The sequence below is a fragment of the aff. Roholtiella sp. LEGE 12411 genome (assembly GCF_015206995.1).
Taxonomy (GTDB): Bacteria; Cyanobacteriota; Cyanobacteriia; order Cyanobacteriales; family Nostocaceae; genus Komarekiella.
Genome location: NZ_JADEXR010000135.1, coordinates 1 through 15,538 on the forward strand (window position 1 = coordinate 1; position 15,538 = coordinate 15,538).

Annotated in this window: 9 protein-coding genes; 2 read left to right on the plus strand and 7 right to left on the minus strand. The window is 41.3% G+C overall.

Annotation, left to right across the window (positions count from 1 at the left end; genetic code table 11):
- Positions 1 to 67: 67 nt before the first annotated feature.
- From IQ246_RS22845 to lepA, 3 genes are all read right to left on the minus strand, one after another.
- Positions 68 to 1,921, minus strand: a complete 1,854-nt coding sequence (locus IQ246_RS22845) for an alpha-amylase family glycosyl hydrolase (RefSeq protein ID WP_194005622.1) — start codon at positions 1,919 to 1,921, stop codon at positions 68 to 70.
- A 704-nt stretch (positions 1,922 to 2,625) separates the two neighbouring features.
- Positions 2,626 to 3,813 carry a glycosyltransferase family 4 protein gene (locus IQ246_RS22850; protein WP_194005623.1) on the minus strand — a complete coding sequence of 396 codons (1,188 nt, stop codon included), beginning with the start codon at positions 3,811 to 3,813 and terminating at the stop codon, positions 2,626 to 2,628.
- Positions 3,814 to 4,316: 503 nt separating this feature from the next.
- Positions 4,317 to 6,128, minus strand: coding sequence for a translation elongation factor 4 (lepA, locus tag IQ246_RS22855; protein WP_194005624.1), 1,812 nt, complete (start codon positions 6,126 to 6,128; stop codon positions 4,317 to 4,319).
- A gap of 531 nt (positions 6,129 to 6,659) precedes the next feature.
- On the opposite strand from lepA, the gene IQ246_RS22860 reads away from it, so the two are divergent.
- Both IQ246_RS22860 and IQ246_RS22865 read left to right on the plus strand, forming a co-directional pair.
- Complete coding sequence (locus IQ246_RS22860) at positions 6,660 to 6,893, plus strand: hypothetical protein (RefSeq protein ID WP_194005625.1); 234 nt, start codon at positions 6,660 to 6,662, stop codon at positions 6,891 to 6,893.
- A gap of 165 nt (positions 6,894 to 7,058) precedes the next feature.
- Entirely contained in the window at positions 7,059 to 8,816 is a 1,758-nt protein-coding gene (locus tag IQ246_RS22865) for a cell wall metabolism sensor histidine kinase WalK (RefSeq protein WP_194005626.1), read from the plus strand.
- A 354-nt stretch (positions 8,817 to 9,170) separates the two neighbouring features.
- Here IQ246_RS22865 and hetR read toward each other — a convergent pair whose 3' ends face one another.
- From hetR to IQ246_RS22885, 4 genes are all read right to left on the minus strand, one after another.
- Entirely contained in the window at positions 9,171 to 10,070 is a 900-nt protein-coding gene (gene hetR, locus IQ246_RS22870) for a heterocyst differentiation master regulator HetR (protein ID WP_194005627.1), read from the minus strand.
- Positions 10,071 to 11,593: 1,523 nt separating this feature from the next.
- Positions 11,594 to 11,860, minus strand: coding sequence for a hypothetical protein (locus IQ246_RS22875; protein WP_194005628.1), 267 nt, complete (start codon positions 11,858 to 11,860; stop codon positions 11,594 to 11,596).
- Positions 11,861 to 14,227, minus strand: a complete 2,367-nt coding sequence (locus IQ246_RS22880) for a DMT family transporter (protein WP_194005629.1) — start codon at positions 14,225 to 14,227, stop codon at positions 11,861 to 11,863.
- 774 nt (positions 14,228 to 15,001) lie between these two features.
- Positions 15,002 to 15,538, minus strand: a 537-nt coding sequence (locus IQ246_RS22885) for an inorganic phosphate transporter (protein ID WP_194005630.1), incomplete at its 5' end; no start/stop codon positions are given.

Sequence of the window (15,538 nt, forward strand, 5' to 3'; positions counted from 1 at the left end):
CACCTAAGTTAAGTAAGCATCAAAAACTCCACCCCTTTGTGGGTGGAGTTTTTGATGCTTACTTAACTTAGGTGTTGGTTGTCACCGTCCAAATTCTTCCATAGTTTTTAGGAATATTTAACCAATATTCGGAATAACTGGGAACGCCGATTAAATTGTTTTCACTGTGAAGTTCTTCTTGATAATCGCCAGCAATGGGAAACCAGAAAGGTACACTCTGATCGCTATCGCCAAAGTTAAGCGCGACTAGGCTAAATTGGTTAGCGTGTTGACGAGAGAATAGCAAGACGTTTTTTGAGTGATAGCGGTCATGATTGTTGTAAAAGAAATGACTGCCTTCTGTAAATTGCGATCGCAGTTTACGCAGTTTAATCAGCTTCCGTACTAAGGTAATAACACTGTTACCAATGGCATCGTAAAAATAATCCCATCGCACAGGTCGAAGCAACATCACGCGCCCAAAACCTTGTTCTGGAAGGTAATAGTTTTCACCAAATTCTTGACCTTGCCAAAGCATGGGAATACCTTTGGCAGTAAAAATACTAATGAGGTAAGGCTGAACTTTATACCATAAACCGCGATTACCTTCTTGTAATAAATCATTATCGCGGGCGATCGCACCAAAGTTACAAACAAAACGCGAATGGTCATGATTCTCTATATATTGCAGCGCCATCTTGGCAATTTGGTCACTGTTGTTTGTAATCTCTGTTGGATAGCCATCTAAACCCAACTTAAAGCCAAGGTTAGCTAAATCCCCCCGATTTCCATGCGCTACACTTTTAGCTGCTCCCAAAGTTTCATTTTGCCAGGTAGAGTTGGTATAAGTTTGTTCCAGAATCTCCTTTGGCCCTTCTAATTGTTCAGCACACTGAATCAAATTGATAGTGTCATTATTAAAAAATCTCTGCCAATACTCGCCAGCTTCTCTCTTTTCTTTAACTGTTTTGTAAGTGTTAAAAACTAAGTTAGCGTAACCAACTCCTGTAGAACCGTCCCAATAATTGGGTACACAGTCATAGCGAAAACCATCGACGTGATAAACATCTAACCAGTGATAGTTGACTGTGTAGAAAAAATCTTGGGTAAACTTGCGATTATAGTCTGTACTTTCACCAAAATAATCTTTAGCAAATGTTCCCATAAAAGGGTTATCACGATACCCTAATTTTTTGTAAACATAAGAGTAGGGAAAATCATCACCTGTGTGACCATAAACAGCATCTACAATTACAGCAATGTTATGTTGATGTGCAGCGTCAATCAACTTTTGTAAATCTCTTCTTTTACCAAATCGCTCATCTATTCCAAAGTAGCCTAGCGGTAAAAAGCCCCAATCTACTGTTAAAGCCACATTAGAAAGCGGCATAATTTCTAGACAGTTAATTCCCAAATCTGCTAGATAACTTAGTTTTTCAATTGTTCCGTCAATATTTCCACCGAATTCATCAATCATCAATTCGTACAGAACAATATCTTTTAAATTTGGAGTTTTCCAGGTTTTTTCTGGCTGGCTCCACTCGTATGGTTGATAACCTAATGTAAAAGCGGATAATTTGCCTACACCAAATTCTCTAGCAAAAGGGTCAATAATCCAATCAATTTCTCCTTTGTTGGGATTTTGTAAAAAATAGCGATAAACATATCTACCTGGTTCTCCCCATGCAGATTTTGAGATGGACTTTGCTTGAGTATTGATATTTATCTGAATTGACCAATAATCACCATATTCTGAATCAATAGAATGCTTTAATTCAAATTGTAGAGGTTGAATATCTTGTAAGAATTGGTCTTTCTCATGGATTATTTTCACCCACAGCCGATTACCATCATTTTGAGAAATCCAAGGAAGAAATATTCCAAAATCAACAATACCATTGGCTTCTCTAGCCCCTAGTTTGTCAAAAGGTAGCAGTTTCATACAGACATCCTTGATTAATTGAATTTTACTAGTTTTCCTGATGATGTAAGAGGTTGTTTGAAAAGTCTAATTTATTACTCACCGGGCGACTGGAAGTCGCGGCTACACAATCAAAACCCACCTCTGTGGGTTAAAAACTTTGATTTTGTATTAGTCCATGCAGGTGGACTTAGTTTGTGTAGTAGCGAATTCTATTCGCCCAATACTTTTCAAACAACCTCTAAGGGAAACAGCATCTATAACCAGGCTAAATTTACTATACTGAAAAAATAAATCAGTTATCAGCTGTTTACTGAAGTAGCGCCTGCTGTAGATTTATCGCAGGTTGATTAAGGATTTATGCAAATTCCAATAAAATTGACATTTATTCACTTCATTTTCATTTCCTATACTTGTTGCAAAAATGCAAATAAGCCAAAAAAGAACCACAGATAAACATAGATAATTCATCGGTGTTCATCTATCTTGAAAAGTTTCCTAGGTTGGGAAACCCGTCTACAGAACTTTTCCCTGTCTTGAAAAGTTTTGCGCTCCTGTTACCCGGACGCGCAAACTTTTCGCTGTGTTCATCTGTAGTTTAATTTCTAAAAAATTGACTTTTGCAAGAGACACCATGAACAGAGTAAGCCCAAAGCACACGCTACGCGAGCACAACGAAAGAATGAAAATATCTCTTGGACAATTTTCAGTCCCCAGTCCCCTTATTACCAGACAATTTGCGATCGCTCTTGCACAACTAGCTCAAAAACACTCTCTGTTTGCTTGGCTAATTTTGTCCAGCTAAAGCGTCTCTCTAAATCCTCATAAGCATTATCAATTAGCCATTGTCGATAACCCGGATTTTTTAACACCTCCAAAATTCCCCAAGATAGGGAATCGGGATTGTTCACCCAGGTAACAATACCCGTTTTGGTATGTTGCACCACTTCAGGAAACCCACCTGTATCAGAAACTACCACTGGTACACGAGAAGCAAAGCTTTCTAAAGCTACAATCCCAAAGGGTTCATAAAGACTAGGAAATACAGCACAGTCAGCGATCGTTTGGAATTTATCTAAATATTCATCGGAGAGGAAACCTGTAAAATAGCAATGATGCCAAATTCCTAAATCCCAGGCTTGGCGCTTAAGATGGTCGGTATTACCACCACCAACAATCACAAATTTAACGTTACCTCCCATTTCCCGCAGTATCTTAGGAGCCGCATTTAGTAATACAGGTACACCTTTTTCATAGGTCATGCGACCAAGATAGTAAACGATTTTTTCATCATCTGTGGCAAATTGGCGGCGAAAATCCAGAGCATGAAAATCTTCGTGGTGCTTTTTCTTTTCTGGCCGAATACCGTTATAAATAACATCGATTTTATCAAAAGGACTGTGTAGCGCTCGTTCTACTTCTTGCCGCATATAGTCGCTACAGACGATAATTCGCCAAGCGTTGTAAGCCAGTAAATTTTCTTTGCCACTAATATAGCGTTGGGTGTCTGTATGAATACCGTTATAGCGTCCGTATTCGGTAGCGTGGATTGTGGCAATTAAGGGGATTTTAAAATTATACTTGAGAGCGATCGCAGCATCTCCCACTAACCAATCATGAGCATGAATTATGTCAAAGGTTCCTTCCTCCAGGATCAACTTACCACCATGATCCCCCATGCTCCCATTTAGGTTTACTACCCAGTGGAAAAAGTCATTACTGTGAGGTATTGGCACCCGATGTACGTGTACTCCTTCAACTACCTCATACATCGATGCGTGACCAAACTCCGCCGTAATCAGGTGGACTTCATGACCCAGTTTGATTAATTCTGGGTATAATTCCGCCACATGACGCGCGATTCCTCCAACTATCCTCGGTGGAAACTCCCAACTTAGTACAAGTATTTTCATTGACTAGACTCCCCGATGCTTTACAAATATCTAAAAATAAAAGTTTGGTAATTACAGTGAGTATATTTACAAAGATGTTTAAAGTTTTTAACACTGAAGGATTATTAGGGGTATGGTGAAGCATCTAAGCCCCCACCAAAGCGTTCCACCAGTTGATACAGTGTTTCGCCAAGGGATGAAATTGATAAATAATATAGCAGGGGAGAGGGTTGAAAGTCTCTTAGTGCCTAGGTTTTATGATTAGTTGATCTCATTCGCTAAGTGGCAACTGCTATAATTAGTGATTGTTAAAGGTTATCAAGATTGCGAAAATCAGGAAATACCTCGTGAAACATCTTGATTGTAAATTTATCTCTCCATTAATTTAAACAAAAAATACAGCCTCAAAAAGACGGCTGTTAACTTAGAAATGTTGTCATACTCAAAGGAATGAAGGTAAATCGGGGAATTTACCCTTCTAAGATTCCCTATAAAGTTGGCAGTGGGCAATGCCCACATTCATATTAATCTTGATCCAAGCGCAATACTGCCATAAAAGCTTCCTGGGGTACATCCACTGTACCCACAGATTTCATCCGCTTTTTACCTTTTGCTTGCTTTTGCAACAGCTTCTTCTTACGGCTAATATCACCGCCGTAACACTTAGCAAGTACGTCTTTTCGCAAAGCGGGGATGTGTTCGCTGGCAATAACTTTACTTCCAATTGATGCCTGAATTGGTACTTTAAATTGGTGACGAGGAATCAATTCTTTGAGTTTTTCGGCCATTGAGCGCCCGACATTGTAAGCTTTGTCCCGGTGGACAATCATCGCCAAGGAATCTACAGGATCACCGTTGATCATGATGTCCAACTTCACCAGAGGATTTTCACGGTAGCCGATGAGGTGATACTCCATGCTAGCGTAACCGCGCGATCGCGATTTCATCTGGTCAAAAAAGTCTGTTACTACTTCCGCCAAAGGAAGTTCGTAGGTGAGTGTAGTTCGTCCTTTGGTGAGATATTTCATATCTTTGAAAATACCACGTCGGTTTTGTGACAACTCCATCAGAGTGCCCACGTAGATTTCCGGCGTAATCATTTCTACCTGGACGTAGGGTTCTTCAATTTTTTCGCGATCGTTAGGAGAGGGCAAGCGGCTAGGATTATCAATGTACAGTTCCTCGCCCTTTAAAGTTGTCACTTTATAAACCACCGAGGGGGCTGTAATGATCAAATCTAAGTCATATTCTCGCTCCAAGCGTTCTTGGACAATTTCCATGTGCAGCAAACCCAAGAACCCGCAACGGAAGCCAAATCCCATGGCGCTCGAAGTTTCGGGTTCGTAGTGTAGCGCCGCATCGTTGAGACTAAGCTTTTCTAGAGCTTCCCGCAAATCTTCAAATTGGTCAGCATCAATGGGAAACATCCCACAAAAGACCATTGGGTTAGCTTCTGTGTAACCAGGTAAAGGTTCCGTTGCTTTAGCTTTGGCTAGGGTAATAGTATCTCCCACCCGTGCATCAGCTACAGCTTTAATTGCCGCTCCCAAATAGCCTACTTCCCCAGCGTGCAGTTCTTCAACTTGTTTTTGAGTAGGAGAGAGAACGCCTAACTCATCCACTTCGTATTCTTTACCAGATACCATCAAATGGACGCGATCGCCCTTTCTCAGAGTGCCATCCATCACCCGGAAATACACAATTACTCCCCGGTAGCTGTCGTAGTAGCTATCAAAAATTAACGCCCGTAAACGTTCATTTACCGTGTTGGCTGGTGGTGGTACCCGCTCAACAATTGCTTCTAAAATCTCATCAATACCAATTCCTTCTTTCGCAGAAGCTAGAATCGCACTGCTGCAATCTAGACCGATAATTTCTTCAATTTCGCTAATTACTCGCTCTGGTTCTGCTCCAGGTAAGTCGATTTTATTCAAAACCGGGATAATTTCCAGGTTATGCTCAAGCGCTAAATACACATTCGCTAAAGTTTGCGCCTCAACACCTTGGGAAGCATCTACTACCAACAGCGCCCCTTCGCAAGCAGCGAGAGAGCGCGACACCTCATAAGAAAAATCTACGTGTCCTGGAGTATCAATCAAGTTCAGCACATATTGCTGACCATCTTTTGCTGTGTAGTTCATCCGGGCAGCTTGCAGCTTAATTGTAATGCCGCGCTCCCGTTCCAAATCCATATTGTCGAGAAACTGTTCCTTCATCTGCCGTTCGTCAACAGTGCCAGTAGCTTGCAGCAAGCGATCGGCGAGGGTTGATTTCCCGTGGTCGATGTGAGCAATAATACAAAAATTGCGAATGCGAACTGCGGGAACGTCAGTCATATACTATCTTTGCTTTAGCAGCAACCAAGGTTAAAAAAGCAATTTACTTCATGTATTTTAATGCTTTCTTAGCCAAGACGCTGCTAGCTTTTAATCCTGAGTGCACAGTAGTATGAGTTATTTTCTCCCCCTGCTCCCCCTGCTCCCCCTGCTTCACCCTATCTTTATCTTTAGATATAAATAGGGAGACTTTTAAGAATATTATGAAACTCTATTTATGGCTGCTAGTATTCATCAGCTAGGAGCGTACAATAAATATAAATAAGTACATGTAGGGATCATGTAGGAATCATCGGCGATTGCCACCTGTAATTGCCCATAACTACTGATCTACTGACAAAACTTGTAGAGAGCTCTTGTCTAGCGAGTTATAGGAAAATTGCCACTTGAAACTTGAAGCTGTTACTTTAGTGCTATTTTTGGGAACTATGTAACCATACCCTTTAAAGTTTTTCAGTGAACTAACCCAAATTATGAATATAACTGCTTTACAAAGCTTTGGACAAAACAGATTCAGAGTATATAAAGCCCATGAATATGCAAGAAAAAACTACCGAAGCGGGAAGACAAGTCGATAAGGTAGAAATTGCTGTCCGCCTAGACTCAGAGTTACTAGAGCAAATTCAGCATCTTACCAACGACCCCAGTAAAGTGATTGAAGTGGCGATCCGTCAGTGGTTGCGGGGTGAAATACTCAGAGATGATGAACTGACGCGCACCCCTGTACGTACCCCTATTCCGCCTCGAGGTGAATGGAACGATTGACACCATCAATTAAAAGCTCAAAAAAAAGTGGAATTTGTCAATTTGGATTCCAAAACGCCAAAAAATACCCAATTAACAATACAAAAGCTGTAAAAATTTATGCCAAATTTTAAACAGCTTTAGTAATACTACGGTAGGATACCGTTTGTCTATCCAACTCGATTAATGACTATTACTGCCAATTCCCAATTGCCGAACTTGTTTTCCCCAAATCTGGAATCTATTACCAGTAAGATTAATGGCTCATTACCAACTCTGGGAGCCGAGTTGGTGTATGTGCAAGATGGGGCAGGGCGCTATCTGACCTTTTATTGGCAGCAAAGCGAACTCCTGGGATTAAATACTGAGAAAATAGTTGACGAGCTAAACGACGGTGAAACCTTTGCCCCGGTGGATAAGGTTAGTTATTTGGAACGGTTGCACCGAATTTTGACAAGTTTGGTTCCAGAAAGGTTTCAGTGTTGGTTTAGCTACCGCCAGGAATTGTTTGAGTTTGAGTTGGCAATTAGTCCGATCATGCCAAAATTGGGAACCGCTGCCACTACAGTTTTAGTGATGGGACGGTTAGTACAAACTAAAGTCAACAAAAAAGAACTAAAAATAGTATCCAAAACGCCCACCCAGTTAAAGTTGGCTTTACGTTCACAGCAACACCGGAAACAGGTAAATCAAATTACCAGAAATATTCGGGGGACATTGGATTTAGACATTATTTGGCAGCAAACAGTTGACAGTTTGGGGAAAGCGCTGCGGCTAGAACGCTGCATTATTTGTCCTTACCAGTCCTCTAGCTCAAAAGTACAGGTGGTTGCAGAGTATTACCAGCCAAATCTCAAATCAATACTGGGCTTAGAAATAGATATAGCTTGTGAGCCTGCCTTTGCTGAGGCATTGACAACCTTGGAACCAATTGTGATGGAGGTGTCTGGATATACTGAGTCTCAGCAGCAGAAAATTTTAGTAGTTGCCACTTGTTATCAAGACCAAGCGAATGGATTTGTTGCCTTAAATCTGCCAGATGAATGCTACCCGTTGACAGAATCGGAACTTGAACTAGCAAAAGAAGCAGCAGATCAATTGGGAACAGCGATCGCTCATGCTACTTTATACAAAGAACTAGAAGCAGCGCGTCAAAAAGCCGAAGAAGCCTCCCGCCTCAAAAGTGAGTTTCTGGCTAATGTATCGCATGAAATTCGCACCCCCCTCAACGGCATGATTGGATTTTTAAAGCTGATTTTGGAGGGGATGGCAGACGATCCAGAAGAACAAAATCAGTTTTTAGCAGAAGCTCATCAATTATCGATACACCTGCTAAATATCATCAACGACATCTTGGATATTGCCAAAATTGAAGCAGGCAAAATGGAGCTGGCTTGTGCTCCAGTCAAACTGAATGAGCTATTCAGTGATGTCGAAAATTTCATGCGTCCCCAAGCGGAAATGAGAAACCTCAGCTTTGGGATGCAAATGCCTGCTACCTCCGATGAAATCATCGTTCAAAGCAACTACCAACGGCTACTACAAGTCATGCTTAATTTAGTGGGCAATGCCATCAAATTCACCCATGAAGGCGGTGTCACTGTTAGCGCTGATTTAGTACTCAAAAAAGCTAAACTTCAAGATCCGCAATTCCCTGGTATGGTAAGAGTGCGCGTAGCAGACACCGGGATTGGTGTTTCCCTAGATAAGCAAGATAAACTATTTCAATTATTCTCTCAGGTGGATGGCTCCCGCACCCGCCAGTACGGTGGTACAGGTTTGGGACTAGCAATATCCCAGAAGCTAGTAGAGGCTATGGGCGGTGAAGTACATTTTTACAGCTTGGGCGAAGGACTTGGCTCCACAGTCACATTTACAGTACCACTGTATCAACAACCAGTGATTGTTTCATCCAGTGAGAGTGACTCAGATTCTGTGTATTAGAATTTTGAGCAAAAAACAAAGGCGTTACAGACGATCTGCTAATACCAGCTTAATTTTCAAACCCAATTCTTGTAACTCTTGAATTATTTCAACCGCTAGTTGTGGTTTTATTTTGTATTTATCTCCTTTTTATAGCAATCGCCAAGGTGGTCAGGACAAACAGTATAATCTATGAGTAAAGTAATACTGAATACTGCTGAAGCCTTCAGCACAAAAACAGATCATGCCAAAACCCTACAGTTACGACTTACGTCAGATCTGTTGCTATAAATAGAATTTAAGGGCTTTAACGCAAATACTTTAGTAAAAGTTCTTCATTCAAGAGTCACCGATGATTTTGTGACTCTTGAATTATCAATCTTCTTTTTTGCCAAAAGCCGTCTGTAAAACTACTGCAATGCCACCATCTTGATGATATTTATCTGCCCAAGCACGGATAATTTCATCCAATTCTTCCATAGCCTGCTCTAGTCGTTCTGGTTGGATATCAAGTTCTTCTAACAAGCGCATAGCATTTGGTCGCTTTTCTGCCCAATCTTTCATTAGCCGGAAATACCGAGCAGTATCTTCCACCATGATGTAAGTGCGCTCCTGATCGTCTGCTGGGGCATAAAAAGGACGGGTAAGAGCGTAGAAGGGCATTCCCCAAGGAGAATCAATCCGTGTTACTGTACCTGAATAAATCAGACGACGCTTGATATGCTCACCTAAGGCTTCACTCAAAGGCATTTGGTGCTCAGGTGGCAAGTCTTCTTGCGATCGCTTGTGCAGAAATTCAATCAAATCTAGAAACTCGAAAGAAGTAACTAACTGAGCGTCTGGCAGGTTGCTCGGTAGTTTCTGTTCAATTTGCCTTTTTTCATCGCTTGTTAGATTAGTACCAGGAACGCGCGATCGCCCTGGTTGCCAAGAATATTTCTCTAACCAAATATAAGGTAATTGAATCAGATAGCGAGGCTCCTGAGAACCCAGCATCTTCAGCAGTTTGCCCTCTGTTAGCGCTTGTCTAACTTCCTCTACAATAATTTTTACGCGTTTCGGCTCCAGATGGTGCAAATGCCCTGTCATTCGCAGGTTTTGCCCCTGCTCTAGATAGGTCATGTAAATTGCACATTTTGCCGCCGTTGCAGCTGCATCTAGAAATGCCCCATGCCTGTGCCCACTCGTCCGCATGGCACTAAAAGCCAGATAAAGCATGATCTGATCCATCGCACTGGGGCTAAGACGTTTGATCAGATCTATGTCGTTACTCATATTACAGACAATTGGATAGCACGTTTACACGGTTATTAGTCAAGTGAAAATAGGTAGTATACACCCTCTTGAAGGCGATGTCTTTACTTAAGACTATTTAGTTTGCATTAACTATGAGATTTTTGGTAGCCAAGTTGTTTACGTATACTTTCTGGCAAACAGGTAGAAACAATATTGTCAATATAATCCTTCCTGTGTCTAACCTAAAAATCACGGACATCGCCAAACCTCACTTGATGCAATTTGCATTCTACAAGTCAACTGTGTTTCCAATAACTCACAAAACCTGTTAGGTTTTTCCGATTTTCATCTAACGTATGCTACTCAAATCAAGATAACTATTAATCGGTCTTGGTGAATTTTGGTAGTACACAGGTGGTAGGAAATAATCTAGAAGTGAGTTAAGAGGAACTCTCTTACTGGATGTAGCAACATTCACAGGGTATGTTGTCAATTATCATCCCGTTTACAATCTCCAGTAATATCTCGGTAGTATGGGCAGTTGATTTGAGGGCAAATTGTAGACATCAAATAAAGCAGGTAATTCCAATTTAAAAATACCTTGATATTTTTCTAACATCGTTACTTACCATAGCACTTTTTCTATTAAATATCTATAAAGTAATGTTTAGATAAAAACAAATTCATGGTTTTTCTTACCAATTAATTATGATTGATTCCGATAATTTTTGCTTCCAAAAATCAAGCAATTTTGACTTTTGAAAGTATGCTAAAAAGCAAAAATCTTATTCATCTTTTTGTGCTGATTGACTGATTCTAAATAGAATTAGCTGTATATCTGTAAAACTAAATACTTATATCTATCGCACTAGGACAGCTAAAAAATTAACGACTAAATAAACATAACAAATTAAAATTTGGGTTGGGTAGTATAATTATCTACAAGATTTTACCAGATAACGTTATGAGTTTTTATAACAGCAACAAATTAGATTTTTACATTGAGCTAATGGATTTGAGGAATTGATGCGATCGCATGTCAAGTTGACTAGCTTTGCGATACGCGAGCGATCGCCTCTGTTATCTGAAAAACTCCATCGATTTTGATATTCGCTGGATTTCTCCCAAAAGCGAATATTTCAACGGGAAATCCGCTCAGCATATTGCTGCTTGACAAATTGGGGTTAAAGACGTGATTGGTTGGTTCAATCTCATTTTGTATTTCTATATCTAATTACAAATCATACTTACGTGGTTTCCCCACACATATCAGGATAAATATACAAAAATATCTTATAAGTGGTAAATATTAATCGCTTATTTAGTAAAATTAATTAGCTATTTAGCCATCGAAAAGCTATAGCTGCAACGATTTTGCTACTGTATTTTAAATTTAATGTGTCACGGAAGTCCCCACCTTCTCTGCGAGACGCTACGCAAACAATATACTCATAAGGTGGGGATTGTGAGCAGGGGATGAGGATTGCATCCAGTGTTGTTTTTTTGCGTCAGCAAAAAAACAACACTGGATGTATAACGAAGCGCCAAAATTTACTGGTAAGCTAAATATTATCTTTATCACCAATGCCGTAAGCGAAAACCAAGCTCCTTATGTAATGAGTCGCAAGAGAAAGATTTGGGTCTTGGGAACCTGGCTCTTTTGCAGGGGACTGCGATCGGGTAGCGAGTAACCTAAGCCTCACACGTTCGCCCTTAGCGTTACCGTATAGTACGGCTTGTTGCAGGCGTCTGAACTTCGATGATTCATTGCTCAGTACTGTTTTGCTAAAGTAGCTCCTACCATCTTGGGGCTGATTGCGATGCATCATTTAATTCGTAGAACTAGAAGATTTAACCTGATTTCGCATTTTTTCCAAGCTGAAAGCAGCTGCGCCAAAAGTTACTAATAACACTCCCATAATTTGCACAATATCCAAGTTTTCTTGAATAATTAACCCAGCGAAAATCACGGTTAAAACTGGGACACTACCACCAACGATCGCAGATCGTGATGCACCTAGGTTACGAATGCCAAAAATATTGAACAAATAGCCGGAGAGGGTCAGCACACCCAAAATAAATGCGCTTAAGATAAGTTCCAGCATCTTAGAGGGGTCAACTAGCAAGTTCCAATCGCCTGGTAAAGGTAGCATTAAACAGACAAAGCTCAACAGCAACATGGTGGCGAAGTTAATTAAAGTAAAAGTTACAGGATGTAGCTGATCAGAGCATATCCGGGCCAAGATGATGTAGCCAGCAAAAGCTGCTCCAGAAATGATTGCGGCGCTGCTTCCTAGAGAAATATTGCCCATCCCAGTGCTGAGAGAACCTGCCAAAACCAACAATTCACCGCAGCAAATCGAGGCGATCGCACTTGCACCTAGTGCGCTTGGGCGATCGCGAAACAGAAACCACGATAGTAGTCCGCTAACAATCGGATAGATAAAGAAAAGTGCGATCGCCATTCCAGTCGGAACTTGAGCGATGGCGGTGTAGATTAGTACCTGCGACACAAACAAAAAGCACCCACTCATAACCGACATCACCAAAATCCGCTGTGTCGTTGCATTGGTAGGTGTAGAATTTCCTCGCACTGAGTCAGCTAAGTTTTGAATGTCTTGCCATACTCTTGGATGCAGTATGGGAGCCAGAAGTACCATCAGTGGTACTACCACCATAAACCGCAACGTCAAAATTAATAGAGTATTACCCAAAGTCGGTGAGAGCAGGCGCTCTACCTCTACCACTCCAAAAATTTGGGAACCTTCGTGGAAAATTATCTTGATGGCTACGTTATAAAGTGAGGATATTACTGTTGACAAAACGACCAGCAAGAAACCGATTTGGATAGGTGATGAAGGTTGGGAATTAGGCGATCGCGAGGGTCTTGCTCCCTGGCGTGGCGTTGTTGGGGGCGGCTCTAGCGTAGTTTTACTCTTTGACAAATCCCTACTAACGACAGAAATTGGTTCGCTTTGGTTTCGCTTTGGTGACTGTTTTCCTCCCTGTTGTGGCGTTGGCGCAGCAGGCGGGGATATATCGCTCTGTGACGAGTCCCGGCTGAGTACCGAAATTGGTTCGCTTTGGTTTCGCCTTAATGAAGATTGTTTTCTTCCTGGCTGTGGTGTTGATGCAGTAGCAGGCGGGGACACAGTTTCGCTTTCTGACAATTCCCTAGGAATCACAGAAACTGGTTCTGTAACGTTTTGCTTTGGTGGCGGTTGCACTACTTCCGGCTTGAGCGCAGCAGGTGGGGATACAGTTTCGCTTTTAAGGACAGAAATTGGTTCACTAACATTTTCTGTTGGTGGCGGTGGCTTAGCAGCAGACGACTTGGACGGAGTTAAGCTTGCTGATGATTCCTTAGAGATAATCGGAATTGGTTTAAGCGCGTTTTCTGCTGATGGCGGTAACTTAGCAGCAGGTTTCGGTGTAGTCTCGCTTTCTGGCAATTCTTTAGGGATAACAGAAATTGGCTCAGCAGCTATTCTGGCTACTTCGCCAAGCGGTGGCGATTTCTCAAGCGGACTCTTCTTTTCTGGCTCAGGTTGCAACACAGTAGGCGCACCTATTGCTGCTGCTGTTCGTGAAGTTTCTTCTATTGTCTTTTCTAGTTTTCCCTGTAGGCGATTAACAAACTCCACCAAAATCTCTTCCCCTTGCTGCTGCTGGCTATACATCCGAGACAACTGTTGGGAAAGATTACTTTGGTAGTTCTTTAGTTCTTGTTGCAGTGAGTTAAAGGTGATGGTGACAGTATCATCCAGACTCCCAAACATGTGTTCGACTTTTTCATTAATCTCACCTGCTACCTTATTACTTACTTCAGCCGACTTCAGCGCAGATCGTTCAGATGAGTTTTCACCTGTTTGCGTTGCTATAGTCGCAAGAGAGGATTGCAGTTGTGAAGATATATGCTTTGCCAGAACTTCTGCTAGCTGACGGATTAACACTTGCTGTTCGGTAATTTGCCGTACTTGTTGCAAATGTTCTTTTTCCTCTAGCAAGTGTTGAATGTCATCAGTTAATCGGTTTTTTTCTGATTGAAGCCGCTTTACGTCTTCCTGCAACGATCTGATGACATTCTGCTGGAGATTTTCTAAATCCTCAACTACAGCCCAAAGGGCATTTTCTGCCGCTCTGGATAGCTCGCCTCTGACTCGCGGGTTTTCTGGTTGCTTCTCGAATCGCCCCATTAGCTTCTAACCTCTAACACCTTGACGATAAAGCTGCTTCCCGTACACTTGATTGGCGCTCATACTAATTACTTGTATTTTGTCAGATAAACTAAAAATTTTAACAGGACTTCCGCATTTAAACGTAATTCTGTCATTCTGAACACATGGTTGGCGAAATTGGAAAAAGGCAGAGGAGCAGAAGTAAGAATTAACAGGAGATTTTACCCGCTTTTAATTACAGGCGCGTAAATTAAAAATTGTGTACCAGGTATTTACCCCTGTGGCTGATCTCTTCTGGTCAAAATTGTTCTGCCTACTAGACGGTGTTCTTCTTGATATTGATGAGCATCTGGTCAGTTTGATTTTCATCAACTATTAGCTAGTGAAATTTTTACTCATAAAAAATCTCACCCAAAATAAATACCTGTTGTTTTGATGGCAATAGTAATTCTTAAAGATTTACAGATGCTGTCTGACTTGTAAGATTAATATGTAAATTCGTGTGGAATGTAACTTGTGTGACAGTTTACATCTTTAAATGGAGATTAGAGTATCTTTCTATGGAAATTTAAAGTATTTCCATCCCCTGAACAATATTTTAATGAATGAGCAGCCATTCTGCAAAAATCCGCTTTGGCTCTAGTGTTGTAGTAGTCAGAGACAGACCGTTGTAGAGACGTTGCATTGCAACGTTTCTACCAAAGGATTTGTTGCAATGATTAATTGAATCGATATAATTTTTGCTATGAAAAAATTTCCTGAAGGGAACAATCAGGAAAATATTAATAATTTTTAGAAAAATAAAATTTGAGCGATGCTAAAGATAGTAGCACTGAGAACAGCACTTACTGGTACTGTAATTAACCATGCGGCAGCAATGCCTTTAAGAGTTTTGAACTGAATAGACTTGATATTTTGCACCAGTCCAATACCAACTACACCGCCGACGAGGGCGTGGGAGGTAGATACAGGTAAACCTAGCCGAGAGGCCAGGAGGATGGTGGTAGCAGTGGCAAGTTCGGCACAAAATCCACTACTAGGTTGCAAGGAAATGATGCTTTCGCCAATGGTGGCGATGACTTTTTTACCCAAAATGGCTAAACCAGCAACAATGCCAGCACCGCCAAGGATTAAAATCCAAATAGGGACAGTGATGCCATTTGTGGGTACGCTACCAGTGCGATTTATGTAGACGATCGCAGCTAAAGGAGCGATCGCATTCCCAACATCATTAGATCCATGAGCAAAGGCCACAAAGCAAGCACTCAATACTTGGAATCGAGCAAATAAGCGTTCAACGGGATTGGGCATGGGGCATGGGGCATGGGG

Excerpts from the sequence above, each read along its gene's own strand:
- IQ246_RS22865 (WP_194005626.1), top strand. The coding sequence starts at position 7,059 with ATGACTATTACTGCCAATTCCCAATTGCCGAACTTGTTTTCCCCAAAT.
- IQ246_RS22860 (WP_194005625.1), top strand. The coding sequence starts at position 6,660 with ATGAATATGCAAGAAAAAACTACCGAAGCGGGAAGACAAGTCGATAAG.
- IQ246_RS22850 (WP_194005623.1), bottom strand. The coding sequence starts at position 3,813 with ATGAAAATACTTGTACTAAGTTGGGAGTTTCCACCGAGGATAGTTGGA.
- hetR (WP_194005627.1), bottom strand. The coding sequence starts at position 10,070 with ATGAGTAACGACATAGATCTGATCAAACGTCTTAGCCCCAGTGCGATG.
- IQ246_RS22880 (WP_194005629.1), bottom strand. The coding sequence starts at position 14,227 with ATGGGGCGATTCGAGAAGCAACCAGAAAACCCGCGAGTCAGAGGCGAG.
- IQ246_RS22845 (WP_194005622.1), bottom strand. The coding sequence starts at position 1,921 with ATGAAACTGCTACCTTTTGACAAACTAGGGGCTAGAGAAGCCAATGGT.
- lepA (WP_194005624.1), bottom strand. The coding sequence starts at position 6,128 with ATGACTGACGTTCCCGCAGTTCGCATTCGCAATTTTTGTATTATTGCT.
- IQ246_RS22875 (WP_194005628.1), bottom strand. The coding sequence starts at position 11,860 with ATGATGCATCGCAATCAGCCCCAAGATGGTAGGAGCTACTTTAGCAAA.